Consider the following 25,987-nt stretch of genomic DNA (forward strand, 5'->3'; position numbering starts at 1 on the left):
TCAAAGGTTTTCTCATCGATTTTTCCCGTAATGGGGAGTCCCCTATGCAATTGGTAACACTTCACTGCGAATTCGGTGAGATGCCCGTACCAACCGTCGCAGTAATAAGGGTTAAAACCGGCTTCCCTGAGCAAGAGCTGAGCGTAAACGACATCCGGACCGCAGTCTCCCTCTTTCAGGAGGCGGTACCTGGAACCGGCCAGCCAGGTCAGGGGGGCTTGAATTTTCACCCTGGTACCGACAGGAGCCCATTCATAGACCTGAATAACATCCTCGTTGAACATCCTGATGCATCCGGCGGAGGCAGCGGTTCCGATAGACCAGGGATTGTTTGTTCCGTGAATGCCGTAATTGCCCCAAGGCACGTTGAGCCCCATCCAGCGAACCCCGAAAGCACCTCCCCAGTCAGAGGACTTGTCGATTATTTTCCACTCCCCTACAGGTGATGGTGTACTGGGCTTGCCTGCTGCCACCGGATACTCCCGAACAGGGCGGTCACCGTCAAATACGGTCAGTGTCAGTTTTTCAAGATCGACGAGGATGTTGACGTTGCGGGGGGCGGTGGGCGGCGCGGTTGCAGCCTGGTGTTCGCAACCTTTCCCCAATTCCTTCCAGGTGGCATGGTCAACACTTCCCGTAACCGGCTGTTTTCTTGCTTTTTGAAAGTTGCGAACGGCCGTTGCCGTGGTGCTGTCGTAAACACCATCGCACCTTCCGGTGAAAAAGCCCAGCTGTTGGAGCCGGTTTTGGAGTTCGCGCACATCCTCCCCCTGCAGGGGAGGAGTTGTTTCATATAAAACCCTGTTGTATTCACCGCAGGCGCAGGGCATTCCCCAGAGATCCTGTAAAGGATAGAGCAATGTAATCAGAAATAATAAACCTGTCAGTGATGCTCTCAGCAACTTTGACCACATCCCTTGATAATATTGTTTTAATTTTGTTAAATGTTATTCTTTTGAATCGAGATCAAGCCGGCAGGATTCCGGGGGCAATGAGAGCAGTTTTATAAAAGCCGGCTGCCGGAGTTTAAGATCGGCCGTCCATTCCAGGTATTCGATTTCTGCAACCAGAAGCGGTTCCACCCAGTTCACCTTCAGAGTAGACCTGGGTGAAAGATGAAAGGGCGACCTGTCACGGACCAGGGAAGGGAGAAGGGAGACGAGTTCTGCTTCTGCTCTTTTTAAACCGCTGCCGACGCGGCCCAGGTAATGCAGGTGTCGATCCCGATAGCACCCGACCAGAATGCTGTTCAGACAACCGGAAGCGGTCACATAGCCTCCGATGACCGTTGCCAGCCTTCTGCGGTTTTTGATCTTCAACCAGTACCTGCTCTTCTTCCCCATCAGGTAGGGTGAAGACCTGTCTTTGGCAACGATACCTTCAAGTTCTTTAGCTTTGACCATCTGGAAAAGGGAACGTCCTTCTTTCCGGAATAGGGGTGAGAGAACGCAGTGTTCTCCACCTTGAAAGATGCCTTCCAGCATCTCTCTGCGTTCTGTAAATGCGTATTGCGTAACGCTTTTTTCTTCCAGAAACAGGATGTCGAACGGGATGTAGATAACCGGGATCAGGTGTGACCTTGCTGCTGCCGTTGCCGGTGATCCTGCAATGCGCTTCATCAAGAGGGGGAAGCTGGGTTTGTGACCGGCCAGGGCAATCAGTTCCCCGTCGATTACGGCGTTTCGAGCCTTAAAGCTCAGGTAGAGTTCTGTTAGCTCCGGAAAGTAAGTGGTACGCTCCTGGAGGTTGCGGTTTTGCAAGCGCACCTCTTTATCTTTGATAAATGCGAGCAGGCGCATCCCGTCCCATTTGATTTCAAAAAAATGGTTGCTGGAATCGAAGGGCTCGGGGTACGGTTGGGGTTCCATGGGTTTAACATTGCCGACCGTCCATTCCAGTTTGATCACCACCGAAAGCGTTTGCTGGGCGGGTTGGATACCTTAGGTGTATAATCCGGGCGGTCGTCGAGTTTTTTCTTTGCAATAGAAAATGCTTTGAAGGCTCTCTTAGTTTCTCCCAAAAGAGTTAGAGGTATTCGGAATGGAGATTCCGCTCCTCCAGACGGCAATGGCTGGAACTGCGCAGGGAAGCGGATGGTGCTGCAGGGTGAAAAAATCCTGGGGGACGGAGGGAAGGACAGACAGCTCTCAATTTGTTGACAAGGTTTTTCGGGTGCTGTACAATTGCACACAAGGAGCCGAGAAAGGGCGATTACGATCAGGCGACGGTAGGGAAGAGTACCTAGATACTGGTCACAGAGAGGGGGTGCCGCGGCTGGAAGCGCCCCTGTCAAAAGGTCTGGGGAAGACCGCCCTGCAGGTACGTCGCCCGGTGGCACACCGTTAAAGGTGCATCTTGAGTGAGCAGAAGAAGTCTTCTGCTAACCGGGGTGGAACCGCGGGTATATCCCGTCCCTGAATGGGACGGGATTTTTTGATGAAATACGGGAAGGCTGTCTTCGTCAAAACCACCGTCCTTCGGGTGTTATGCCGGAGGATGAACGTTTTATAAAAGAATAGCCGGGAGGTAAGTAGTGCGATGGAGCAGAAGGAAGCTCAGAGGATGATAACTGTTATTTTAAAGGATGGAAGCAGTTGCGAAGTACCCTGGGGAAGCACCTGGGGGGATGTGGCCGCTGGTTTAAGCAGAAGGCTGGCCAGGGAAGCGGTTGCCGCCAGGGTGGACGGGGACTTGCAGGATCTTAGCTGTCTTGCCGAATCCGGTAAAAGGGTGGAGTTTCTTACTTTTGCCGAAGAGGAGGGGCGGGCTGTTTACCGCCATACCTCTTCTCATGTGCTTGCTCAGGCTGTGAAACGGCTCTTTCCCGATGCGAAACTGGCCATCGGACCGGCCATTGAGGATGGTTTTTATTACGACTTCGACACCGACCATCCCTTCACAACAGAAGACCTGGGGCGGATTGAGGAAGAGATGAAGAGGATTATCAAGGAGAATTACCCTGTGATCCGGGAGGAGGTATCTCATGAAGAGGCCATTGCCCTTTTTGAAGAGCGGAATGAACCTTACAAAGTGGAATTGATCAAAGAATTACCACCGGATGTTCAAGTAACCGTTTATAGACAGGGGGAATTCTGCGATCTTTGCCTGGGGCCGCATCTACCGAGTACCGGGAGTATCGGGGCGGTCAAGCTGCTCAGCGTGGCCGGGGCCTACTGGAAGGGCAGCGAAAAGAACAAAATGCTCCAGCGGATTTACGGCACCTCTTTCCCCAAGAAGAAGGATCTGGACGAATACCTGCAACGGATTGAGGAAGCAAAGAGGCGGGATCACAGGAGGCTGGGGCAGGAACTCGACCTCTTCGGTATTGCCGATGAGGGCCCGGGATTTCCCTTCTTTTACCCTAAGGGGATGATCATCAGGACGGAGTTGGAAAACTACTGGCGTTCGGAACACCGGAAGAGGGGCTATCTGGAGATCAAAAGCCCGATCATTTTGAACCGTGCCCTTTGGGAGCGATCCGGCCATTGGGAGCACTATCAGGAAAATATGTATTTTCTCCAGATCGACGGGCAGGACTATGCAGTCAAACCCATGAACTGCCCGGGGGCGATGATCTATTATAAAACAAGACTGCATTCTTACCGGGAATTACCGCTGCGCATCGGGGAGCTTGGGCTGGTGCATCGCCACGAGCGTTCCGGTGTCTTGCATGGCTTAATGCGGGTGCGCTGCTTTACGCAGGATGACGCCCACATCTTCATGCTGCCCGAACAGATCACCGATGAGATCATCAATGTTATGGATATGATCGATGACTTTTACCGGACGTTCGGTTTTTCATATCGGGTGGAGCTCTCTACAAAGCCGGAAAACGCCATGGGTTCGGATGAAATATGGGAGACGGCGACCAGGGCTTTGGTCGCTGCCCTGGAGCAGAAGGGACTTCCGTACCGGGTGAATGAGGGTGATGGTGCCTTTTACGGGCCGAAGATCGACTTTCACCTTACGGATTCCCTCGGCCGCAGCTGGCAGTGTGGCACCATTCAGCTTGATTTTGTGAATCCGGAGAACTTCGACCTGACTTATATCGCTGAGGATGGCAGCAAGAAGCGCCCTGTGATGATCCATCGCGTTATTTTCGGAAGTATTGAGCGGTTTCTCGGTATTCTTACGGAGCATTATGCAGGCGCATTTCCGGTCTGGCTGGCTCCGGTGCAGGTGAAGGTGCTTACCGTCGCCTCCCGCCACACCCATTATGCCAGTGAGGTAGCCGGTTACCTGGAGAGGGAGGGAATTAGGGTAGAGCAGGATGACCGCAATGAAAGAGTAGGGTATAAGATCAGGGAGGGAGAACTGGAGAAGGTGCCTTATTTGCTGGTGGTAGGTGACCAGGAGGTTGAATCCCGTACTGTCAGGGTTCGCCGGAGAGGTTATGGCGACCAGGGTGCGGCCCGGTTGGAGGATTTCGCGTCCATGATTAAGGATGAGATTGCCAGAAAAGCCCGCTAAGCGTTGGGGACTAAATGGTAAAATATAGTTATACTGGTAGCTATCTGTTGCCAAAATGCCGTAATGCTGGGCAATGTGTGGCAATATATTGTATAATATGACTTGGCCGGAAACAGTCCGGAAAAGGAGGCCATGATCATGGGCGAAAGCCAGCAAACGGATTACGGAAAGATTGAGATCACCGAGGAAGCGCTGGCTACCATCGCCGGTGCCGCAGCAGTTCGCTGTTACGGGATCGTGGGGATGGTTCCCCGGGGGCTACGACAGGGGGTCTCGGAGATACTGGGCAAAGATGACTTGAATAAAGGGGTTGAGGTAAGGCAGGAGGGGTCGAACGTTAAAATCGATCTCTGGGTGGTTATGTGCTATGGAGTAAAGATGGCGGAGGTCGCCCGCAATGTTATGGAGACCGTCCGTTACGAAGTTGAAAAGATGACCGGTTTGCATGCGATAGAAGTTAATGTCAATGTGGTGGGGGTACGGATCATCAAGTAAATGTTCTTCAAGTAACTGTGAGGGGGAACTGGATTGGATCACGATGTTGTGACCGGGGAGCAGGTCAGACAGTTATTTTTGGGTGGCCTGGCGGCGATCGCCGAGCACCAGAAGGAGATCGACCGCCTGAATGTTTTCCCTGTTCCCGATGGCGATACAGGCCGGAATATGTACCTTACCATGGCTGCGGCCGTTAAAGAGCTGGATAAGGTTAACGGTGTGGGGATCGGATCTGTTGGAGAAGCTGTTGCCAGGGGCTCTCTGCTAGGAGCGCGCGGCAATTCAGGGGTGATCTTGTCCCAATTGATACGCGGCCTGGCAGACAGCATGAAAGGCAAGGAAAGGATCAGCGTCCAGGAGTTTGCCCAGGCATGGCAAAATGCCGTGTCCAGCGCCTATCGGGCGGTTATTAAACCGGTAGAGGGTACAATGCTCACCGTTGCCAGGGGATTTACTCAAGGAATGAACGAGGCCGCAGTGAGTAGCGGGGAGTTGAAAAAGGTTCTTGCTCACGCCATCCAGCGGGGCTATCAGACTCTGAGGCAGACTCCGGAAATGCTTCCCGCATTGAAAAAGGCGGGAGTGGTGGATGCCGGCGGCAAGGGCCTCTTGGTGATTCTGGAAGGCGGGCTGCAGGCGCTCGGTGACGGCATGCTCCAACCAGCTGTTAGTGATAGGCAGCAGGAAATAAATGTGGTAACGCCCCTCCTTTCACCTAACGAAGCTGAGGATGATTTTACTTACCTTTACTGTACGGAGTTTTTATTGAAGGCAAGCCCATCCCAGATTCAGGAGATAAAAAAGGAGATAGAAGGTCTGGGCGGCAGCCTGGTGACGGGGAATGTCGAGGACTACATTAAAGTTCACATCCATACCAATTATCCCGGCCGCATCCTTGACCGCTGTCAGCGCTACGGCACCCTGCATAATATTCAGATCAGCAACATGCGCGATCAGTATGAAGAGTCCCGGACCGGAGAGGAAGAAAAAGATGATGCACCTCCCGTAGAGGATGGCGGCACGGCCGAGGTCGGCATTGTCGCCGTAGCCGCCGGTGAAGGCATTAAGAACATCCTGTTAAATCTAGGGGTAGCCCGGATAATCGAGGGCGGTCAAACGATGAACCCGCCTGTCGAGGACTTTATCCAGGCCATTGCGGAGGTGCCTGCTAGACAGGTAATTGTTCTTCCCAACAACAAAAATCTGGTTATGGCGGCCGAACAGGCCAAACAAATGATAAGCCGCCCTGTGGAGATCGTGCCGTCTACGAGCATACCTGCCGGTATCAGCGCTCTGCTGGCGTTTAACGATTCCCTAAACCTTGAGGAAAACGTAAAAAGGATGTGCCAGCAGCTGGAATGCGTGAAGACCGGAGAGGTGACATATGCTGTTCGCGATGCCGTAATAGGTGACCAACGGATCAAAGAGGGGGACATTGTCGCCATTTACCGGGGGGAAGTTGTGGCCTCCGGTTCCTCTCTAGAAGAGGCAGTGCTCGCCTTGCTCGAGAGAATGGTTGAAGAGCGTGATGAGTTGGTGACGCTGTACTCCGGTGCCGGTGTTGAGCTTGCAGAGATGGAAAGAATCGCAAACAGAATTCGGGATGCCTATCCCGATGTGGAGGTTGATGCCCAGGAAGGTGGGCAGCCAGTCTATTACTTCCTGATCAGTGTAGAATAGAGGTGGAGAAAGAATCGGAGGGGCAGGTTTATTAACGGGAGAACAGCTCGCCGAGATCAAGATATCGTCGCTGCCCAGGATCGGGGAGAAGCGGGCGAAGCTCTTTCAGAAAATCGGTATCACCAACATCTTTGACCTGTTATATTACCTTCCCAGGAGGTACGAGGACCGCCGGCTACGAGATTCTTTGAATGCTACAGAGGAAGGGCCTGTTAGCGTTGCAGGGGTAATCGATAGTTGGGAGGAGGTAAAACTGCGCCGGAACCTGACGCTGCTCCGGGTTATCCTGCATGGCAATTTCGGCACCTGTACCGCCCTGTGGTTTAACCAGTCCTTTTTAAAAAGGTCCCTGCGCCGGGGAACACCGCTGATGGTGACGGGAAAGGTTGAAAAGACCCTTTACGGTTATGAAATATCGGTGGTGGATTACGAGATAGGAAATTGTAAGGAACCGGTACATGTGGGGCGTCTGGTTCCTGTTTATGGAACTACCGGGGAGCTGAGCCAGCGATATTTGAGGCGCGTGATCTTTCAGTTGGTTCATAAGTATGCCTCCAGGGTGAAGGATGTCCTTTCTCCGGAATTGCGTCAGAGGTTCAATCTCTACTCCGCTTCCGAAGCCCTGAGAGAAATCCATTTTCCTCGGGATGCTGTCAGCCTGGAGAGAGCGAGAGAGAGGCTGGTCTTCGAAGAGCTTTTTCTCTTTGAAGCAGGACTTTCCAAAATCCGGGAAAGTTTGCGCAGAGATGGGGTTGCTCGCCCGCCCAGGACCGATCTGGCAAAGGCCTTCATAAAGAGTCTGCCCTTTCCCCTGACGGCAGCTCAGCGGCGGGTGATTGCTGAAGTCGAACGAGATTTGCTGTCCACAAGGCGGATGTACCGCCTGGTGCAGGGTGATGTCGGGTGCGGCAAAACCATCGTTGCCATCTATGCCCTTTTATCGGTTGTGGCAGCTGGTTATCAGGGGGCACTGATGGCCCCTACTGAGATCCTGGCCGAACAGCACTACCTTGGGATCAACAGAATCGTATCTCCGCTCGGTGTACGGGTGGGCCTCCTCACCGGTTCTCTGAGCAAAAAGGAGAGAGAGCAAAATCTAGCCGGGCTGAGAAGCGGAGAGATCGACATTATCATCGGGACGCATGCCCTCCTGGAGAGGGAGGTGGCCTTCCGCGACCTCGGCCTGATCGTTATAGATGAACAGCACAGGTTTGGCGTGCAGCAGCGAGATCTGTTATTATCCAAAGCTGCCTCTCCTGACGTGCTGGTGATGACGGCGACGCCGATTCCCCGCAGCATGACGATGACGGTTTACGGCGATCTGGACGTATCTGTCATCGATGAGCTGCCGGCCGGAAGGAAACCGGTTAAGACCTATTTTCTGCCGGCCTCCGAGAGGTCAAGGGTATACCGCTTTGTTAGAAAGGAACTGATGGCCGGGAGACAGGCCTATGTTGTCTGCCCTCTCATCGAGGAATCCGAGCACCTGAATGTTGAGGCGGCGGTTGCCCGCTATGAGGAATTAAAAGAGGAGTTTGCGGGTTTCCGTGTGGAGCTCCTTCACGGAAGGATGAAAATTGAAGAGAAGGAAGGAATTATGGAGGCCTTTCGAAAGGGGGAGATCCAGCTCCTGGTTGCCACCTCTGTCATTGAGGTGGGGATCGATGTGCCCAATGCTTCGGTCATCGTCATCGAAGGGGTGGAGCGGTTTGGTTTGGCTCAGCTGCATCAGCTGCGAGGGCGCGTCGGTAGGGGTTCGCATGAGAGCTATTGCGTGTTGATAGGAGCCCCTCAGACGCCGGAGGCACGGGAACGAATCAAAATACTTGTTAAATACCATGACGGCTTTCAGGTGGCAGAGCATGACCTGGCCTTAAGAGGCCCGGGGGAACTGTTAGGGACGCGGCAGCACGGCTACTCCGATTTCCGGGTGGTGGACATATTCAGGGATATGCCTGTTTATAAGAAAATAAAAAATTATTTCAATAATTGTAATTTTAATGAAATAGAACCCATTGTCTGGAAAGAGATCAACTTTCGTTTCCCTAATCTTCTTCAGGGCCTCAAGATATAGTGAAATTTAGGATATTAATTTTTTGTTTTAGAGCCTCGCCGTTTAGGCGAGGCTTATTGGTTTGATCTTACTCGTATGTGGTTTAATATTTTGTTCACAATAAAAGTACAAAGTAAAAACGATATTTTTGTATTAAAAATAGCTGTTGTGGGAAATACTTTCTAGGATAAAAAACTTTAAGGCTCAAATACTAAAAATAAAAGAAAGGAGGGAAAAAGGATGGGACAGGGACAAAAGCGCAATAAGCTTCTCGTACCCGAAGCCAGCAAGGCCATGTATCAGTTCAAGTATGAAATGGCCAATGAAGTAGGTATTTCCAATCAGATTCAGGGTGATTATTGGGGTTATATCTCCTCCCGTGACTGCGGCGCCGTTGGAGGAGCCATGGTGCGGCGCATGATCCAGACGATTGAACAGCAGATTGCCCAACAGGGAAACCCCGGGCAGACCATAGCCAGCACCAACACCGTTCAGACCACCTAATTGATTAAACCAACGGAAAGGAGGAGGTTTTCAATGGGTCAAGGACAAAAGCGCAATAAGCTTCTCGTACCCGAAGCCAGCAAGGCCATGTATCAGTTCAAGTATGAAATGGCCAATGAAGTAGGTATCGCCAACCAGATTCAGGGTGATTATTGGGGATACATATCTTCAAGGGATTGTGGTGCGGTTGGGGGGGCCATGGTACGGCGCATGATTCAGCAGTACCAGCAGAGCTTGGCCGGCCAGAACCCACAAACCACAACCACAATCCGATAAATGATAAACATGAACCCCTAGCGGACAGTTCTCTGCTGTCCGCTTTTATTATTTTAATACATTAAGGCTTCTAATTCTTCCACTGGCACTCTAGGATGTAAAGCCATCGTTATTCCTCTGTTGATGGTCCTTCCGGCATTCTCAATTAAATCATCGATTTCCCGCGGTGTTACGATCAGGTTCCCCTGAAAAGGCTCTAATAGCTCCCGAATGCTCTCCTGGGCGTAGACAGGATGAAATTTTTCCGCCCGGGGAATTTTTTTGTGGTATGCCTCTATGGCAAACTGGGCGATTACAGAAGCACTGACGACCGTCGGCACTCCTATGGCGATGACGGGAACCCCTATCGTTTGATAACTGATTTCCGTCCTTTTATTGTTTACGCCGGAACCGGGCGAGATCCCGGTGTCCCCGATCTGAACGGTCGTCCCCAGCCGGGAGATATTGGTTGCAGCAAGAGAATCTATGGCAATGATGACATCGGGATGAACCTTCTCGACGACACCCTGAATGATCTCTGCCGTTTCAATGCCGGTAATTCCCAGAACACCGGGGGCCAGAGCGCAGACAGAGCTGTAATTGGGAACGCTCTCCGGCATGTGTTGGAAGAGGTGACGGGTGATCAGCGAATATTTAACAACTGTTGGCCCCAGAGCATCGGGTGTTGCCTGCCAGTTCCCCAGTCCGATAATGATAACGGTTGAGTTATCAGAAATCCTTATCAACGACCTCAGTTGTTGTGCTAAAATAGCGGCGACGCTTTTTTGAACCTCCGGGGATTTAAACTTAAGCTCGGGCGCTTCAATGGTTACGTAGGTTCCCGGTGGTTTGCCCATCACACTTGCGGCATTGTTGTCTAATATTTTAATAACCGTGATGGTTCCATGGGCAAAACTCTGCTTTTCCTCGATTACTCCCGGGATTTCCTTGCCGGTAGCCCCCCGGATCAGATCCCGGGCCTCTAAAGCCAGATCGGTTTGCATGCCGATGTTACCCGAATTGAATATTTCATGGTGTTCGCTCAAAATTCTCCGCTCCTGTTGTGTTCTGATTCTTACTTTTCTTATCTTTAACAGAATGTTTACGATTTATACAAATTACCATTCTTTTTTGCCGGAAAAAAATGATTTTGAGCGAAAAGGTCGAATTAAGAAATATGAAGAGGTGAACTTTTTGAATGGATTGGCTGCCGCAATTGGACCGGTGCAATACTATTCAAGAGCTTCAGGATGTCTGCCTTCAGTGCCGTCGCTGCGGACTGCGAGAAAATTCGAAAAGGGTGGTTTTTGGTGAGGGGAATGAGAATTCGAGGTTGATGCTCGTTGGAGAAGCGCCTGGCGCCGAAGAGGAGCGGCTGGGGCGTCCTTTTGTTGGAGCGGCGGGGAAGTTGTTGAATAAAATCCTGGCAGCGGCCGGATTCCGCCGGGAGGATCTCTACATTACCAATATCGCCAAATGCCGGCCGCCGGGGAACAGGCTGCCGAGGAAGGATGAGGCGGATAGCTGCTATGTCTACCTGGTTCGGCAGATAGAACTGATCAAGCCGCGCCTGATTGTTTGCCTGGGCACGCTGGCAACTCAGTACCTCATCCATCATCAGGTTAAGGTATCGGCGGTCAGGGGACAGGTATTCGAAAAGGGCGGCATCAAGATCATAGCAACCTATCATCCGGCAGCCCTGCTGCGCGATCCGGGAAAGAAAAAACCCGCCTGGCAGGACTTTCAGTTGATCAGGAATCTTTATCGGGAATGCCTGGAAAAAAATGAATAAAAAAGGCCGCAATGGTTTGCGGCCGATTTGTCTCGCCATTGAGACGCTTACCTTCAGGAGGTAAAGCGTTCTCAATGGCGTGGGAGAGGAGAAACTGGAGGAAGAGCTCATGGGGTGGGAATTTCAGTAACCTCTGCTGCTGCTAGAGAAGTTACCTTATTGCATTTGCCCTCCCCATGAAGACCCTTTAGCCACTACTATTTTTACCCGCTTCAGCAATTTTATACAAAATCAATAAAGTTAATTTATTCCAATTTGCTCAAGGCCATGTAAAATTTCAGTAGGTAAAAGAAGGGGATCGGCTTCTTAAAAAGAAAAGAGACCTCGGCACCCAAAATCTATCACCCCAAAAAGGAGTGTGAGGTCTCATGTTAGATATTCGCCACATAGTGGGGGCAGTCCTTCTTTTTGTCAAAGGTTTAGTCAAATTAATTGGAGAGTGCGAAGACTTTTCTGAGCTTGAGAAAGGAGTTCACGAACTCTGCCAGGACGTGTGTAACCAGATTTTCACCTGGGCATTAGAAAAGATCGATACCCATCTGATGAATGAACGAGACCGAAGCATCTGGGAGGTTGTCGGTTTTCGGACAAAAACAGCCATCAGCACCTTTGGGGAATTTCCCTTAAAAAGGCGCCTGTACAGGAACAAAGAAACCGGGGAAACCAAATTCTTTTTAGACGAACTGCTGGGCTGGCCGGAGCGGGCCAGGGTTACTCCTTACCTAAAAGAGTTGGCAATCAAACTAAGCACCGAACTTTCCTTTGGCCGGGCAGCGGAGATATTGAGTTATCTTGTACCTAAATTAAGCACCATGACCATCTGGCATATCACCCAGGAAGCAGGCGAAATACTGCAGCAAGAAGGGGAAGAGAAGAGAGCGGCGGTATTTGAAGACGGAGAAGCACCAAGTGGGAAAGAAGTGGTTCGGGAGTTGCATATTGAAGGTGACGGAGTGATAGTCAATCTGCAACGGGAAAAAGAGAAGCGAGGAGAAATCAAACACATAGTAACCTACGAAGGGAAGAAACAAGTTAGCCGGAACCGCTTTGCCCTGCAAAACAAGCTTGTTGTAAGCACCCTAAGTGAAGGACAAGTGGCCTGGGAAGAGAGCTATGCTCGGGCTGGGGGGAAATGGGATTTAGAACAGATCAAAGAGATCTACATAGGTGGCGATGGAGCAAAATGGATCAAAGAGGGGCTGGAATACTTCCCTGGTGCCGTATACTGCTTAGACCCATACCATCTAAACAGGCATTTAACCGAAGCCCTTTGGTATGACGAAGAAACCTTTCAGAAAGTAGGCGCAGCCATCTCTCATAGCAACTGGCAGGAAACCCAAGCAATACTCACAGAAGCAATCAAAAAAACCAGAGGCAACCGGAAAAAGAGGCTCATCAAGCTATTGCATTATCTTGAAGAGAACTGGACGGGGATTATTAACTCGGCAGGAGCAAAACGTTTAGGAACCATCGAAGGGCAGATTCAGCACAACGTAGCACGGCGGATGAAACGCCTGGGGGCCAAGTGGACCACAACCGGAGGAGACCGGATGGCCCGGCTTCTGGCTGCCAAAGCAAACGGAGAGCTTAGCAATTATGCTTCGCGCTGGCCAGTGGAACATGGAAAGCTGAAGGAGATAGCGCAGATAAAACCGGTAGAAAAGTCGGTAGAAAAACAAAAAGCCGGAGAAATAGGGGAATGGCTGCAGGCGACAATACCGGCATTAAAAGGGCCTTTTGCGGATCGTCCCTGGATAAAACATGTTTTACGGGAACTGACCCGGCCGGAATTTGCTGCTCTTATTTGCTAACCGGTTTCCCGAGTAGCACTGATAGCTTGGCCTCTACATGTGTTAAATGTTTTGCGACGGGGTGACGTGTTATTGTTGTCTGTTCCTCCTAGCTACCTGGTTGTCAAGTTTATCTCAACAATCTTCAGTTAAATTCAAGGTCAAAGCCATTGCTTTGAAGCTTAAGGTTTTGAACGTCGAGGTCTCTTAAGGGGAAAAATTTTATTAAAAATACCTACTGGATCTTGACATGGACTTTGCTCAAACGCTGATTGTAAAAGCAGGGATAGGGGGTTATAATTCTTACATAAATAATACGAAGAAGGGTTTATAATGGCGGGACTCCGGGTGATCGGCGGAATTGCTAAGGGGAAACGGTTGAAGACCAGGAAAGTCAAGCATCTTCGTCCGGCAACAGATTATCTCCGGGAGGCCCTTTTTAATATTCTCATGTATCAGGTGCCGGGGAGCTTTTTCTTGGATCTTTTTGCAGGGAGCGGAAGCATTGGTATTGAAGCCTTAAGCAGAGGAGCCGAGAGGGTCTGCTTTGTAGAAAAGGATCCCGGTAATGCTCGATTGATCAGGGAAAATTTAGAAATAACCGGCTTTACCGATCAAGCTGAAGTGTTTACCGGTGATGTCTTTCACATCCTGCCGCTGCTGAAGCGAAAGGGTTGCAGATTTCACATTGTCTTCATCGACCCTCCTTTTAGACAAGGCCTGGTAGACCCTGCGTTGGAGATGGTAAGGGAGCAGGAGCTGTTGCTCCCCGGCGGTCTTGCCATTGCTCGTAGTGCTGTCGGAGAAGGGATCGCAGCAGAGAAGTCATCTTTTCGAAAGAAAAGGTACGGGGACAGCGTTCTGCTGTTTTTTAAGAATGAGGACGATGGGGGGAAGAGCCGGAATGAAGATAGCGGTCTATCCGGGGAGTTTTGATCCGATAACCTTTGGTCACCTGGATATCATCGAAAGGGCAACGAAGATCTTTGATAAGGTTATTGTCGCCGTCAGTGTCAACAGCGGAAAGGTACCCCTTTTTACTATTGAAGAACGGGTGGAGATGATAAAAAATGAGTGTTTAAATCTGCCCAAAGTAGAGGTCTGTTCTTTTTGCGGTTTGTTGAGCGATTTTGTCAGTCTGAATCGGGCACAGGCCATTGTTCGCGGCTTGCGCGCCGTCTCCGACTTTGAATATGAGTTTCAGATGGCGCTGACGAACCGAAAGCTCAACCCTGAAGCAGAGACCATCTTTTTCGTGGCGATGCCTGAATACTCATTTTTGAGTTCCAGCATTGTCAAAGAAATAGCTAGTCTGGGCGGAGATGTTACCGGAATGGTTTCTCAAGCAGTGGCTGAAAAACTGCGTCAAAAATTCTCTCAGATTAAGGGTCTGGGGTGATCACTTCAATGGAGTTGAAAGTTTTAAATGCCCTCGATGATTTAGAGGATCTGATTCAAAACAGCAAAAAGGTGTTGGGGAAGGTGCTGCTCAGTGAAGAGGTGCTGCTGGATTACATCGACCGAATAAGGACGCTGCTTCCTGAGGAAGTACATCAGGCTAAGTGGTTGAGCAAGGAGCGGGAGCGCCTCATCCGGGAAGCCCAACAGGAGGCCGAGAGGATGCTGTCGGAGGCCCGGGAAGAGGTTAAACGGCTCACAGATGAGAGCGAGCTGACCAGGCAGGCAAAGGAATCTGCAGAGGAGATAATTGCCCAGGCGAAAAGAGTGGCCAGAGAGATAAAGAGCGGGGCTGCGGATTTTGCCGATGAGATTCTCGGCCAGCTGGAAGCCAGCCTGAATAAGAGCATGAGTATTATCGGCAAAGCTCGGGAAGAGCTTCATCAGTCAAAAAGCAACTGATCTAGCGGATGATGATCCTTTTACGCAATATGCCGATGATCTTCAATGCCAGTCCGTGGCAGAAGAGAAGGGTTATGCTGGTAAGGGCAATGATTCCTCCCCAGACAAAGGGATGCCAGCTGGAAACTTGGAGACCGGAAAAGACGGGAAGGGAGATCAACTCTTCCGGTGGAAGGGTGAAAGCGAGATAGGTGATCCCCATCGCCAGTGGCATCTGGATGATCCTGGTGATAATGTAGGGGGTTGGACGAAGATCGCTGTCTGTTAAAATTCCGGTGATCTGCGCCTGGATGGAAAGCCCGTTCCAGGCGAGAATTGCTTCGATGACCAGCAGTTGGGTGAGGATGCTGGAGGTGCTGTGACTGACTTCTTCGATTCCGATGGTTATTTCGAAGAAGCCGTAGAGAATCCCCCGCACCAGATAAATGTCGAGGCCGAGAAGAGCCGCTAACGGAGCGAGGATGCGCATCAGCAACGAGAAGATCCCTGCTGCCTGAAGGACCCCAGTGAGAACAGAAAAAAAGGTGATAAAACTCCCGATGGTCAGGAGGGTGAGCCCGGCATTGCGGATTGTTTCTCCGAATATTTGGCCAAAACCTCTTGTCTGCAGTTGCGTCGAGGCGGCAAAGGAGCTGAGGGCCCTGTATAAGATTCTGCCGGTGCTTTGGGCAGGAGGAGACTTTTGGGGAAAGAGAAACTTGAGGAGAATGCCGCAGAGGAAATTGGAAAGATAATGGATGACGGCGATCAGAGGGCCGAGGGATGCATTCTTGTACATCCCGACACTCACGGCCCCCAGCATAAAAAGCGGACTGGCGTTGCTGGTAAAGGAGAGCAGCCGTTCCCCTTCATTTCGGGTGCACATACCCTCCTGGCGCAGCCGGTTGGTTAAAATGGCACATAGAGGAAAACCCGAAAGATAGCTCATGGCAATGATAAAACCGCTTGTGCCCGGCAGGTTGAAGAGCGGCCTCATTGCCGGCTCCAGAAGGGTGCCCAGGAATGCCACGAAGCCCAGTTTCATCAGGAGTTCGGAGATGATGAAAAAAGGAAGTAAGCTGGGAAAGACTATTTCCCACCAGATCTGTAGCCCTCGCTGGGCCGAGTGAAAAGCGGCGACAGGATGGCAGACTATCCCGAGAGCGAGAAACAGACAAGACGCCGTGAAAAGGGTAGGAGCTATCATCTTTTTTAATTTTATTCCATAATAATGCATTCCCATGGCGATTCCTCTGTTCGTCTTCCTGCAATAAAAAAGTTTTTCCAGGAAGGATTATACAACCTCAATGTAGAAAATAGACCTGCCGAAGAAGTTTTTACCGTGACTTTTCTGATATTTTTTCTGAATAACCGCTGTAATTTAACAAACCAACGTTGATATTGTTCCGTAAAAGCGCTTTCTCATGGCGATTCCGTTTAAAAAAAGAGATTCGGTCATAAGCTAGAGGTACCGGTAATATATACCGGTAGTATATAATAAAAGAAAATTTTAGTTGGGAGGGAAGGTTAATGGCTACTGTGGCGCCCAAGAACGCCGTTATGGAGCGCGTCTGGTCGATGGCCAGGAAGGGACAGAAAAGGATCGTCCTGCCCGAAACAGAAGATGAGCGAACGCTCCAGGCGGCGGAGATGATCGAGAAAGCGAATTTAGGTAGGGTTATTTTGCTCGGAAAGGAGGATGAGGTACGGAGAAAGGCAAAAGAGGCTGGAGCAAATATCGACAACATACCTGTCATCGATCCTGAGAAGTACGAGAAGTTCGAGGAGTATGCACAGAAGCTCCTGGAGATCAGGAAGGGGAAGATCGCTTCCATCGACGATGCCAGGAATCTCCTCAAGAACTACCTGTACTTCGGCGTAACCATGGTCAAGCTTGACGACGCCGATGGAATGGTTGCAGGTGCCGTCAATACCTCCGCAGATGTGGAAAGGCCGGCCTTCCAGATCATCAAGACTGCTCCGGGTATCTCCATCGCCTCCGCCTACTTTGCCATGATCGTTCCGGATTGCCCCTACGGTGAGAAGGGCTTCTTCCTGTATGCCGATTCCGGCGGGCATCCCAATCCTACTGCAGAAGAGCTGGCGGACATAGCCATCACCACCTGCATGACGATGAAGAACATCTTCGGTGTGGAAGAGCCGCGGGCGGCAATGCTTTCCTACTCCACAAAGGGCAGCGCTTCGCATCCCATCGTGGACAAAGTGATCGAAGCCACAAAGATTGCCAACAAGAAGCGCCCGGATCTGCTGATTGACGGGGAGCTGCAGGGTGATGCTGCACTAGTACCGGAAATCGGCAGGAAGAAGGCACCGGGAAGCCCTGTAGCCGGGCGGGCAAATATCCTCATCTTTCCCGATCTGAACGCCGGTAACATAGCCTACAAGCTGACGGAACGCCTAGCGAAGGCTGAGGCTTATGGGCCGTTGCTCCAGGGTCTGGATAAGCCGGTTAATGACCTTTCGCGCGGCTGCAAGGCGACGGACATTGTGAATGTCGCCGCCATTGTTGCCGTCAAGGCGATGGTTCCTTACGGCAAGAGGGATTAAATAGCTTTAAGGGGAGGGGGAAGAGCCGTGAAGATTCTGACTTTAAACTGCGGAAGCTCTTCCGCAAAGTACATGGTCTATGACTGGGATGCCCGGGAGATCATGTGCAAAGGCATTGTTGAGCGGGTGACGATTGGCGGTTCCTTTTGTGAACATGAGGTGACCGGGCGGGATAAGGTAAAGATAGAGAGAGAATGCCCTACCCATAAAGAGGCAGTGAACCTGATCCTTGAGCTGTTGGTAAGCCCGGAGTACGGTGTGCTAAAGGATGTCAAAGAGATCAATGCCGTCGGGCACAGGGTTGTCCACGGGGGCGAAAAGTTTAACAAGTCCGTGATCATCGATGATGGGGTGCTCCAGGTATTTAAAGAAATTCAGGATTTGGCACCTCTCCATAATCCGGCCAACATACTCGGCATCGAAGCGGCGAGAAGCATTCTACCCGATGTCCCCCATATGGCAGTTATGGATACCGCCTGGCACCAGACGATGAAGCCGCCTCAGTTTATGTACGCCGTTCCTTACGAATGGTATGAGAAGCACAAAATCCGCCGCTACGGGTTCCACGGAACATCCCTGCTGTATGTCGCCAAGCGAGCAGCAGTCCTTCTCGGGAAGGATCCCTTTGAGGTCAACTTAATCAGCCTCCATATTGGTAACGGCGTCAGCGCCAATGCCGTTAAGAAAGGGGTCTCCTTTGACACCAGCATGGGCTTCACACCGCTGGAAGGGCTGGTTATGGGCACCAGAGCTGGCGATCACGATCCCGCCCTTGACTTTTATATGATGCAAAAACTCGGCCTCTCACCCAAAGAGATAGACAACATCCTCAATAAGAAGTGCGGCCTTTTAGGAATCACAGGCAAGTATACGGACCGCAGGGACGTCCTCAAGGCCATGAAGGAAGGGGACGAAAGGGCAAAACTGGCTTTTGAAATGGAGTGCTACCGGATAAAGAAATACATCGGTGCCTATGCCGCTGCTTTGGGGGGCGTCGATGCCATCGTCTGGACTGCCGGCGTAGGGGAGATGGCGGCTGATATCAGAGCGCGGGCCATGGAAGGCTTGGAGTTCATGGGGATTAAATTCGATCCGGAAAAGAACAGGCTGGCGCGGACCAGAAATTCGGAATCCGATATTTCGGCGGCCGATTCCAAGGTTAAAATCTTCGTCATCCCGACCGATGAGGAGCTTGTCTTTGTGGAAGATGTCGTTGCCTTACTGGAAAACCGCTATGACGTGCACACCAATTTCAAGTATTCCTTCCAAGACCCTGCCTACAGGAATAAGATGCGGGATGAGCAGTTCGCCAAAGAACTGCAGAAGAATCCGGATCTGATCAAGGCAAAAGCGAAGATTCCAGGCCAGACGGACTAGCATCGGAGGGAGCGATTTGAAGGGGAAGGGAGACCTTCCCCTTTTCGTTGACAGGGAGACGGTTACTCGGTATAATTTGGAGTGTCATCAGGGGTGAGTTTCTCGTGAAGATTGATGTCGGGGAGCTGCGCAAGAAAAAGGGCCGGATGATGGATTTCAGTGGGAGGATTCCCTGTTTGACTCTGGATCTGCAACAAACAGGGATAACATATCGGGATCTGGAGATCAGCGGCCAGGCGACCAATACCGGAGAGGGGATTTTTGTCGAGGGTATTATCAGAGGGCAGACGGATCTCAACTGCAGCCTCTGTTTAAAGGCTTTTTCGGCGACAATCGAAGTCCCGTTTTCAGAAAGCTATTACCGGGAGGAAGATTCCGTGTCCCGGTTAGTGGAAGAAGAGGGGCGGTTCTATCAAGAGGACGAAATCATTCTCGATGATCTGATCAGAGAGGGGCTTTACCTGGCGCTCCCTATGAAACCGGTATGTAAACCGGACTGCAAAGGGCTCTGCCCAGTTTGCGGCAATGACATGAATGTGCAGCAGTGCCGGTGCCGGAAAGAGGAGTTCGACCCGCGCTTGACGGCACTGAGCGCACTCCTTAAGGAATGATTTAATGAACTCAACTAGGACTGGGGGTTGTGAAAGATGGGCGTACCAAAAAGAAGAGTCTCGAAAGCCAGGAAGAATAAGCGCAGGTCGGCAAACAAGATTGTCGGACCGGCAGTTGTGCTCTGCCCGCGCTGCCATGAACCGAAGAGGGCTCATGCTGTTTGCCCGGAATGCGGCTATTACCGCGGCAGGGAAGTAATTGCCAAATCCTAAAGGTGGGTGTAGAGCGAAGGAAAAGACAAGAGGTGTTATCTTCAGCCTGCTTGTCTTTTTTTATTTAAGAATAGACCTGACCTCGGAGGCACCCTTCTCCAACACGCATTTGGTGCCGGACGGTGAAGAGGGGGTCCCGGCGGGGTGGCGGGAAAAACGAGCCGGATAGCCCAGGCGGGAGGGCAGTGGGTAATCTAATGTCAAATTAACTAAACTAAGATAGGAGTGAACGGCATTATGATCATTGCCGTAGATGCTATGGGAGGTGACTTCGCTCCGGCAGAAGTAATAAGAGGGGCAGTGGAGGCGGTCAGAGAAGAGGGTGTGGAGATTATCCTGGTAGGCCCTGAAAAGATTATTGAGGAGGAGTTGAACAAGCACCATTACCCATCAGATCGGATCTCCATAGCCAATGCGACCGAAATCATCGGGATGAATGAGCATCCTGCAACTGCAGTACGGCGAAAAAGGGATTCGTCACTGATGGTCGCGGCGCAGCTTGTGAAGAAGGGGAAGGCCTCGGCATTAATTTCTGCAGGTAATACAGGGGCTCAAATGGCCGCCTCCCTTTTGGTGCTCGGTCGCCTTGCGGGGATCGAACGCCCCGGTATTGCCACAATTCTTCCTTCACCAAAAGGCCCCAGGGTTCTCATCGATTCCGGTGCCAATGTGGATACCAGAGCGGTGCATATTGTGCAGTTTGCTTACCTGGGTAAGACCTATGCCGAAAGTGTCCTGGGTATTGCGAATCCCCGAGTCGCTCTTCTCAATGTGGGAGGTGAGCCCAACAAGGGGAGCGAATCGGTTCGGGAGGCCTATCGAATACTGGAAGGGGCAGAAAAGATAAATTTTGTCGGCAACATTGAGGGGCGGGATCTCCTGACGGCGGATGTGGATGTGATAGCCTGCGACGGCTTCGTAGGCAATGTGGTTCTAAAAACGGCAGAGGGGCTGGCCATGAACCTGGTCGCAATGATGAAAAACCGGCTCAGGAAGAATCCTTTCCGGATGCTGGGGGGTATCCTCGTTCGGCCGGCATTAAAAGAGATCTTTTCGGATTTCGATTATACTGAAATCGGGGGTGCTCCTCTGCTCGGCGTCCAGGGCATCAGTATTATTTGCCACGGGAGCTCTCACGCCCGGGCTATTCGCAGTGCAATTCGCACCGCCTCGAGGGCAGTTAAGGGGGATCTTGTCGGGCGCATTTCTAAAGCTCTCAACCTGGAGGACAACACACAATAAGTTTGCCGGGGTGCTTGACAATTGGCGCTGACTGTTTAAAATGATTTTAGCTATTTTGCAAAGCTAAAAACATCCATCAGGTGTGGGAGGTGAGATGAGTGACCGATCTGGACGGACAGGGAATTTTCGAGAAGGTAAAATCAATTATTGCCGAGCAATTGGGGGTGGCTGAAGAGGAGCTGACCCCTGAGACCTCCTTTGAGGATCTGAACGCCGATTCGCTGGATATTGTAGAATTGATTATGGCTCTTGAAGAGGAATTCGATCTGGAAATTCCTGATGAAGAAGCAGAGAAAATCCAGACTGTGGGAGAAATTGTGGAATATCTTAAAGATCATCTCCTTTAAAATGGCACCCGCGCCAGACGCGGGGCTTCTGATTTGGGAGGATGCCGGGGAGGCAGTAAAGTGAACCCCGATCTGGATGAACTCCAAAAAAAAATCAACGTTTTTTTTAGCGAGCCGCGATTGCTGGAAACCGCTCTGACCCATCCCTCTTACATGGTCGAACATGCCGAAGTGGAGCACCACAACCAGCGGCTGGAATTCCTGGGAGATGCCATCTTGGGTTCCGTTGTGGCCTATTACCTGTATGAACACTTCCCCAAGTTCGGGGAGGGGCACCTGACAAAAACCAGGGCGGCGGTTGTTTGTGAGCCTTCTTTGGCTGCTGTTGCCAGGAAGCTGGAATTAGGGAAGTATCTGCGGCTGGGTAAGGGGGAGGAAAATTCCGGCGGCAGGAAGCGGCCGTCCATTCTTGCCGATGCCTTTGAGGCTTTGACTGCCGCCGTATTTCTTGATCAGGGTTGGGAAGCAACCTGTGATTTTCTGGCCGGACTGTTGAAGGAAGAGATCGAAAAAAACGTGCACGGGGTTACCCGGGACTACAAAACACACCTTCAGGAGCTGGTCCAGAGCAAGGGGAATGAAAGCCCGTATTATCAAATTCTGGAAGAGTCTGGGCCGGACCATGATAAGAAGTTTACGTCCGGAGTTTTTTTAAAGGACAAACTCTTAGGCAAGGGAACGGGAAAGTCGAAAAAGGAATCGGAGCAAAATGCTGCCCGGGCTGCCTTAGAGTACTTAAGAAAAACGTCCGGATTTTTCGGGAAATGAAATTCCTCCGCCTTACCCCTTGACCAGCAGGGATTTCGAATGTAGAGTCGAATATAGAGATTGTATTCCAATAGTTATTCATAACTAATAACTGCAGTCAAGGGGGGGAGAAGTTGGAAGTACTTAAGGTGTCCGCTCAGTCCAATCCAAAGTCTGTCGCCGGTGCCCTAACTGCTATTTTAAGGGAGAAGGGCTCGGCGGAGATTCAGGCTGTTGGTGCGGGAGCGGTTAACCAAGCGGTGAAGGCCATTGCCATCACCCGCGGGTTTATTGCTCCCAACGGAGTCGATCTTGTAACAGTGCCTGCTTTCGTGGAAATCACCATCGACGGCGAGGAACGAACGGCGATAAAGTTTATAGTAGAGCCCAGGTAAGGTAATGTTATTCTGATGTATTTAAAAAGATTAGAATTACGTGGTTTTAAGTCGTTTGCCGAGCGGGTGGAAATTAACTTCGAAAAGGGAATTACCGTCATCGTAGGCCCCAACGGGTGTGGGAAGAGCAATCTGACCGACGCCGTCCAGTGGGTTCTCGGTGAACAGAGCGCCAGACTGCTCAGGGGGCAGAGGATGGAGGATGTGATCTTTTCCGGGACTGCCAAAAGGCGCCCTCTGGGTATGGCAGAGGTTTCCCTGACTTTTGATAACAGCGATCAATCAGTACCCCTTCCCTTTGAAGAAATTAGTATAACGAGGCGTGTCTACAGATCGGGGGAAGGAGAATATTATATCAATAAAAGGTCGTGCCGCCTGCGTGATATCCAGGAGCTTTTTGCTCAGTGTGGTATCAGCCGTGCGGCTTTTTCTATTACTGCGCAGGGAAAGATCGATGAGTTTGTCTCAGCCCGCCCTGAGGAGAGGCGTGTTTTTTTGGAGGAGCTGGCCGGAATAGGCAGGTACCGCCAGCGGAAGGCCGAAGCCCTGCGGAAGCTTGAGGAGACGGAAGATGCTCTGGCGAGGGTGGAGGATATAATCCTGGAAATGGAGACCCGGCGGGGGCCTCTGGAGGAGCAGGCCCGGGTTTGCGAGATCTACTGCAACCTCCGGGATGAGGTGATGGAGCTGGAGCGCCGCTTGCTGAAAGGCCAGCTGGCGGATATCAGGGAAAGGGAAAGGGCGCTGCAGCAGACGGCCCAAGAGCTTGATGCCCTCGTCGCCCGGGACGGTAAAGTTGTTGAGATGCTGGAAGATGAATTCGATGTCTTTCAAGCCGGCCTCCGCTCGATGAAGAAGTCTTTTGGGCGGCTGGAAGGGGAATGGCAAGAGATCCAAAAACGGCATCAAGAAGCCCGCTTGGCGCGGATGCGCACGAAGGATAGAATATCCTCCTGCCTGGCACAGGAAGAGGAACTGCAGGAGAAGCTTACCGTCATCAGGCGCAGGCGAGAGGAGACAATAAGGGAACTGGAGAAGATATCGGCTCTTGGCGGCAGACTGGAGGAGCTTCTCAAGGAGGCCAAAAGGGGTTTAGAGGAGCTGGAAGAAGAGGGCAAAAATGGGGAGGCAGAGAGGGAAGCCCTGAGGAGACAGCTGGAGTCCTTGAATAAGGCTATTTTCGATAACCTGCACCAAAAAACTGTGCTGTTGAGCGAAATTCAGGGGCTTAATAACAAAAAGGAGCTCCTTTTACGCCAGCGGGAATCTTTGACCCGAAGGGTTAAAACGGCGGAAGAGCGCAGGGATGAGCTGGAAAGGGAAATCGGTGAAGGGGAGAAACTCCAATCCTTTTATGCCTCTTCACTGGAAGAGATCAGGAACAAACTTGCTCAGGCGGAAAAGAGACGACAGGCCTTGAATAAGGAGCTGGATGAGACCGGGCTTAGGATACGGTCGCTTCTCAGGAAAATAGAGGGCATTAAGGAGAGGGTTCGACTCTTAAAGACAGCGGAGAAAAACCATGAGGGTTACCAGCAGGGGGTTCGCAGTATTCTCCGGGAGATCGCCCGGGGAAGGGTACTGGCCGGGGAGGAGATCCGCCTGGCCGAGGAGTTGTTCACCATAGAACCTGCCTATGAAACCGCCCTGGAAACCGCCCTCGGACGGGCTTCCCATTATTTTGTCTGCTCCACTCCGGAAACGGCCAAGAAGGCATTGGAGTTCTTGAAGACAAGCGGTTCCGGAAGGGCGAGCTTCCTTCCTTTAACGGCGGTTGAGCGGTGGGCTGCGGGAGAACGCCCCCGGCGTTTTGAGCGATTTCCCGGTATTATCGGGTGCCTGTCTGAGATTGTCTCCTGTGAGCCAAAGTACCGTTGTGTAGCCGAGTTCCTGCTGGGGCGCACCTACCTTGCAGAAGACCTCCAGGCTGCAAGCCGCTTTGCGGAACACAATGACTACAGGGTGCGGGTGGTCACACTTGACGGTGACCTGATCCAGCTCGGTGGCCTCTTTACGGGCGGGAGATCCAAAGACCGCGGCTATCCAACCACGCGTCGCCGCAAGGTGGAGATAGGGAGGCTGGACAGGGAAATGCTCTCTTTGAAAACGGAGCTCGACGAGCTCGAAGAGCGGGAAAAAAGGGTCAAAGATCTTTTGGAGGAGAATGAGGAGCGCAGCCGGGAGTTACAGGAACGGCGTTACCGGTTTGAAGATGCCCGCAGGGAGGCGGAGCAGAGAATAGCCGCTCTGAAGCAGGAATGGAAGCAGATCGATGCCTCGAAGGAAACCTCGCTGCTGGAAAGGGAAGAACAGATGTTCCAAGAAGAGGATCTCGACAGGCGAATTGAACTGTTGAAACAGAAGCTGTCTGCGGTGGAGCAGGCAGAGAAACAGTTGAACGCCGAAAGAGAGAAGATTGAAAAAAGGCTGGCCGATAGCGAGCAGAAAAGAAGCGCCGTTCTCACCGCACTGTCCTCCGCCCAGGTGCAGTACAGCTCGTTATCCCAAGAACTGAAGCTGCAACAGGATAAGCTGCGGGGGCTGGAACATCAGCTGCGGCTGCAGGAGGGGGAGCAACGAGAGGTGGAGGAGAGGCTTACGGAGCTGTGTGGGGTAATTTCCGCCCTCCACAGGCGGGAGCGGGAACTATCGGAAAGGATCACAGCTCTGAATAAACAGGGCAGGGAACTGGGGGATATGATTGCCTTTCTTAAAAACAAGGTTGCTGCCCGCGAGAGGTTTGTCGAGGCGAGAAGGAAGAGGATCGAAAAACTGCGGCAAAGACACCTGAAGAGCAGTCAGCAGCTGGAAAACACCGAACTTAAACTTAAGCATCTGCTTGAGAAAAAAGAGCAGCTGTTGGCCGATGCCCGGGAGCGGCGCCTGGATGTATCGGAAGAGCAGATAAAACCGCTGAAACGTGAAGAGGAGATCGCTCTAAGAGAAAGGATCTCTACTTGTAAGAGGGAGATGGACAGCCTCGGGAATATCAACTTTGCAGCTCCGGGGGAATATAAAACGCTGCGAGAGAGGATTGACTGCCTGCTGGAACAGAAAAAGGACCTCGATGAGGCCAAAAGTTCCCTGCTGAAGATGATCCGGGAAATGGACGGGATCGCTGCCGACCGCTTTCTGAAAACATTTCGGATGGTGAGGCAAAATTTCGAGGATATTTTTCAAAGCCTCTGCGAGGGGAGAGCGGATCTGGTTCTGACAGATGAGTCCAATCCACTGGAAACCGGGGTTGACATCGTAGTGCTGCCCCGCGGTAAAAAGCCTCGCCATCTTTCTCTTCTCTCCGGAGGGGAAAAATCGCTGACCGGGATTGCCTTTTTATTTGCCATGCTCAAGACTCAGCCTGCCCCCTTCTATTTTTTGGATGAAATCGAGGCTTTTCTCGATGAAGCCAACCTCATTCGCTTCACCGGCTTTTTGAAGGAGTGGAGCGCGAGTTCGCAGCTGATTTTGATTTCGCACCGCTACCAGACGATGCAAATTGCGGATCACCTCTACGGTGTGACTATGGAAGAGCCGGGGGTTTCCAAGCTTGTTTCGGTCCATCTGAGCGATTACCTTCCTGATGATGAAAAGGAGAGGCAAATCTCTTAA

At 51.5% G+C, this 25,987-nt stretch carries 23 protein-coding genes and 1 pseudogene; 20 read left to right on the top strand and 4 right to left on the bottom strand.

Going from position 1 to position 25,987, the window contains the following annotated elements; genetic code table 11:
- Window positions 1–11 precede the first annotated feature (11 nt).
- Window positions 12–914 (bottom strand): annotated as a pseudogene (locus TPH_RS14680) (L,D-transpeptidase family protein); the annotation flags it as partial.
- A 33-nt stretch (window positions 915–947) separates the two neighbouring features.
- Complete coding sequence (gene ligD, locus TPH_RS04960) at window positions 948–1,910, bottom strand: non-homologous end-joining DNA ligase (protein ID WP_015050097.1); 963 nt, start codon at window positions 1,908–1,910, stop codon at window positions 948–950.
- 655 nt (window positions 1,911–2,565) lie between these two features.
- Between ligD and thrS the strand changes: the two genes are divergently transcribed.
- The 6 genes from thrS to TPH_RS04995 all read left to right on the top strand — a co-directional run bounded on the left by thrS (window position 2,566) and on the right by TPH_RS04995 (window position 9,478).
- A complete protein-coding gene (gene thrS / locus TPH_RS04970) occupies window positions 2,566–4,470 on the top strand; it encodes a threonine--tRNA ligase (RefSeq protein WP_201764533.1) in 1,905 nt (634 codons plus the stop codon).
- 138 nt (window positions 4,471–4,608) lie between these two features.
- A complete protein-coding gene (locus TPH_RS04975) occupies window positions 4,609–4,965 on the top strand; it encodes an Asp23/Gls24 family envelope stress response protein (RefSeq protein WP_015050100.1) in 357 nt (118 codons plus the stop codon).
- Between the two features lie 33 nt (window positions 4,966–4,998).
- The gene (locus tag TPH_RS04980) at window positions 4,999–6,645 is read left to right on the top strand and encodes a DAK2 domain-containing protein (RefSeq protein ID WP_015050101.1); all 1,647 of its coding nucleotides are present in this window, start codon (window positions 4,999–5,001) and stop codon (window positions 6,643–6,645) included.
- A gap of 55 nt (window positions 6,646–6,700) precedes the next feature.
- The gene (gene recG / locus TPH_RS04985) at window positions 6,701–8,719 is read left to right on the top strand and encodes an ATP-dependent DNA helicase RecG (RefSeq protein ID WP_028991063.1); all 2,019 of its coding nucleotides are present in this window, start codon (window positions 6,701–6,703) and stop codon (window positions 8,717–8,719) included.
- Window positions 8,720–8,938: 219 nt separating this feature from the next.
- Window positions 8,939–9,202 (top strand): alpha/beta-type small acid-soluble spore protein, encoded by a 264-nt coding sequence (locus TPH_RS04990; protein ID WP_015050103.1) that lies wholly within the window; start codon window positions 8,939–8,941, stop codon window positions 9,200–9,202.
- 33 nt (window positions 9,203–9,235) lie between these two features.
- Entirely contained in the window at window positions 9,236–9,478 is a 243-nt protein-coding gene (locus TPH_RS04995; RefSeq protein ID WP_015050104.1) for an alpha/beta-type small acid-soluble spore protein, read from the top strand.
- Window positions 9,479–9,531: 53 nt separating this feature from the next.
- Here the strand turns inward: TPH_RS04995 and gpr are convergent, their stop codons facing one another.
- Complete coding sequence (gene gpr, locus TPH_RS05000) at window positions 9,532–10,503, bottom strand: GPR endopeptidase (protein ID WP_015050105.1); 972 nt, start codon at window positions 10,501–10,503, stop codon at window positions 9,532–9,534.
- 152 nt (window positions 10,504–10,655) lie between these two features.
- Here gpr and TPH_RS05005 point away from each other — a divergent pair, with 152 nt between their 5' ends.
- From TPH_RS05005 to TPH_RS05025, 5 genes are all read left to right on the top strand, one after another.
- Window positions 10,656–11,249, top strand: a complete 594-nt coding sequence (locus tag TPH_RS05005; protein ID WP_015050106.1) for a uracil-DNA glycosylase — start codon at window positions 10,656–10,658, stop codon at window positions 11,247–11,249.
- A gap of 368 nt (window positions 11,250–11,617) precedes the next feature.
- Window positions 11,618–13,060: an ISLre2-like element ISTph1 family transposase gene (locus tag TPH_RS05010; protein WP_015050107.1), complete on the top strand. Its 1,443-nt coding sequence runs from the start codon at window positions 11,618–11,620 to the stop codon at window positions 13,058–13,060.
- A gap of 312 nt (window positions 13,061–13,372) precedes the next feature.
- Complete coding sequence (gene rsmD / locus TPH_RS05015) at window positions 13,373–13,975, top strand: 16S rRNA (guanine(966)-N(2))-methyltransferase RsmD (protein WP_015050108.1); 603 nt, start codon at window positions 13,373–13,375, stop codon at window positions 13,973–13,975.
- Window positions 13,944–14,438 carry a pantetheine-phosphate adenylyltransferase gene (gene coaD / locus TPH_RS05020; RefSeq protein WP_015050109.1) on the top strand — a complete coding sequence of 165 codons (495 nt, stop codon included), beginning with the start codon at window positions 13,944–13,946 and terminating at the stop codon, window positions 14,436–14,438. The genes rsmD and coaD overlap by 32 nt, the downstream gene beginning before the upstream one ends.
- Window positions 14,439–14,446: 8 nt before the next feature.
- Window positions 14,447–14,899, top strand: a complete 453-nt coding sequence (locus TPH_RS05025) for an ATPase (protein WP_148275849.1) — start codon at window positions 14,447–14,449, stop codon at window positions 14,897–14,899.
- A gap of 1 nt (window position 14,900) precedes the next feature.
- On the opposite strand, the gene ylbJ is transcribed toward TPH_RS05025, so the two are convergent.
- A complete protein-coding gene (gene ylbJ / locus TPH_RS05030; protein ID WP_015050111.1) occupies window positions 14,901–16,121 on the bottom strand; it encodes a sporulation integral membrane protein YlbJ in 1,221 nt (406 codons plus the stop codon).
- A 287-nt stretch (window positions 16,122–16,408) separates the two neighbouring features.
- On the opposite strand from ylbJ, the gene pta reads away from it, so the two are divergent.
- The 9 genes from pta to smc all read left to right on the top strand — a co-directional run bounded on the left by pta (window position 16,409) and on the right by smc (window position 25,987).
- The gene (pta, locus tag TPH_RS05035) at window positions 16,409–17,446 is read left to right on the top strand and encodes a phosphate acetyltransferase (protein WP_015050112.1); all 1,038 of its coding nucleotides are present in this window, start codon (window positions 16,409–16,411) and stop codon (window positions 17,444–17,446) included.
- Between the two features lie 27 nt (window positions 17,447–17,473).
- Window positions 17,474–18,823 (top strand): acetate kinase, encoded by a 1,350-nt coding sequence (locus TPH_RS05040; RefSeq protein WP_015050113.1) that lies wholly within the window; start codon window positions 17,474–17,476, stop codon window positions 18,821–18,823.
- Between the two features lie 104 nt (window positions 18,824–18,927).
- Window positions 18,928–19,434 carry a YceD family protein gene (locus tag TPH_RS05045; protein ID WP_049886077.1) on the top strand — a complete coding sequence of 169 codons (507 nt, stop codon included), beginning with the start codon at window positions 18,928–18,930 and terminating at the stop codon, window positions 19,432–19,434.
- Window positions 19,435–19,470: 36 nt separating this feature from the next.
- The gene (gene rpmF / locus TPH_RS05050) at window positions 19,471–19,647 is read left to right on the top strand and encodes a 50S ribosomal protein L32 (protein ID WP_015050115.1); all 177 of its coding nucleotides are present in this window, start codon (window positions 19,471–19,473) and stop codon (window positions 19,645–19,647) included.
- A gap of 237 nt (window positions 19,648–19,884) precedes the next feature.
- The gene (gene plsX, locus TPH_RS05060) at window positions 19,885–20,889 is read left to right on the top strand and encodes a phosphate acyltransferase PlsX (RefSeq protein WP_015050116.1); all 1,005 of its coding nucleotides are present in this window, start codon (window positions 19,885–19,887) and stop codon (window positions 20,887–20,889) included.
- Window positions 20,890–20,987: 98 nt separating this feature from the next.
- Window positions 20,988–21,236: an acyl carrier protein gene (acpP, locus tag TPH_RS05065; RefSeq protein ID WP_015050117.1), complete on the top strand. Its 249-nt coding sequence runs from the start codon at window positions 20,988–20,990 to the stop codon at window positions 21,234–21,236.
- A gap of 60 nt (window positions 21,237–21,296) precedes the next feature.
- Window positions 21,297–22,004 (top strand): ribonuclease III, encoded by a 708-nt coding sequence (gene rnc, locus TPH_RS05070; protein ID WP_015050118.1) that lies wholly within the window; start codon window positions 21,297–21,299, stop codon window positions 22,002–22,004.
- 113 nt (window positions 22,005–22,117) lie between these two features.
- On the top strand, window positions 22,118–22,378 hold the full coding sequence (locus tag TPH_RS05075) for a stage V sporulation protein S (RefSeq protein WP_015050119.1): 261 nt from the start codon (window positions 22,118–22,120) through the stop codon (window positions 22,376–22,378).
- 15 nt (window positions 22,379–22,393) lie between these two features.
- Window positions 22,394–25,987: a chromosome segregation protein SMC gene (gene smc / locus TPH_RS05080; RefSeq protein WP_015050120.1), complete on the top strand. Its 3,594-nt coding sequence runs from the start codon at window positions 22,394–22,396 to the stop codon at window positions 25,985–25,987.

The organism is Thermacetogenium phaeum DSM 12270, from assembly GCF_000305935.1.
GTDB classification, from domain to species: domain Bacteria; phylum Bacillota; class DSM-12270; order Thermacetogeniales; family Thermacetogeniaceae; genus Thermacetogenium; species Thermacetogenium phaeum.

Bases quoted from the DNA above. Each gene is read 5' to 3' on its own strand.
- TPH_RS04975 (WP_015050100.1), top strand. From the start codon at position 4,609: ATGGGCGAAAGCCAGCAAACGGATTACGGAAAGATTGAGATCACCGAG.
- TPH_RS04990 (WP_015050103.1), top strand. From the start codon at position 8,939: ATGGGACAGGGACAAAAGCGCAATAAGCTTCTCGTACCCGAAGCCAGC.
- TPH_RS04995 (WP_015050104.1), top strand. From the start codon at position 9,236: ATGGGTCAAGGACAAAAGCGCAATAAGCTTCTCGTACCCGAAGCCAGC.
- TPH_RS05005 (WP_015050106.1), top strand. From the start codon at position 10,656: ATGGATTGGCTGCCGCAATTGGACCGGTGCAATACTATTCAAGAGCTT.
- TPH_RS05010 (WP_015050107.1), top strand. From the start codon at position 11,618: ATGTTAGATATTCGCCACATAGTGGGGGCAGTCCTTCTTTTTGTCAAA.
- rsmD (WP_015050108.1), top strand. From the start codon at position 13,373: ATGGCGGGACTCCGGGTGATCGGCGGAATTGCTAAGGGGAAACGGTTG.
- coaD (WP_015050109.1), top strand. From the start codon at position 13,944: ATGAAGATAGCGGTCTATCCGGGGAGTTTTGATCCGATAACCTTTGGT.
- TPH_RS05025 (WP_148275849.1), top strand. From the start codon at position 14,447: ATGGAGTTGAAAGTTTTAAATGCCCTCGATGATTTAGAGGATCTGATT.
- ylbJ (WP_015050111.1), bottom strand. From the start codon at position 16,121: ATGGGAATGCATTATTATGGAATAAAATTAAAAAAGATGATAGCTCCT.
- pta (WP_015050112.1), top strand. From the start codon at position 16,409: ATGGCTACTGTGGCGCCCAAGAACGCCGTTATGGAGCGCGTCTGGTCG.
- rpmF (WP_015050115.1), top strand. From the start codon at position 19,471: ATGGGCGTACCAAAAAGAAGAGTCTCGAAAGCCAGGAAGAATAAGCGC.
- plsX (WP_015050116.1), top strand. From the start codon at position 19,885: ATGATCATTGCCGTAGATGCTATGGGAGGTGACTTCGCTCCGGCAGAA.
- smc (WP_015050120.1), top strand. From the start codon at position 22,394: ATGTATTTAAAAAGATTAGAATTACGTGGTTTTAAGTCGTTTGCCGAG.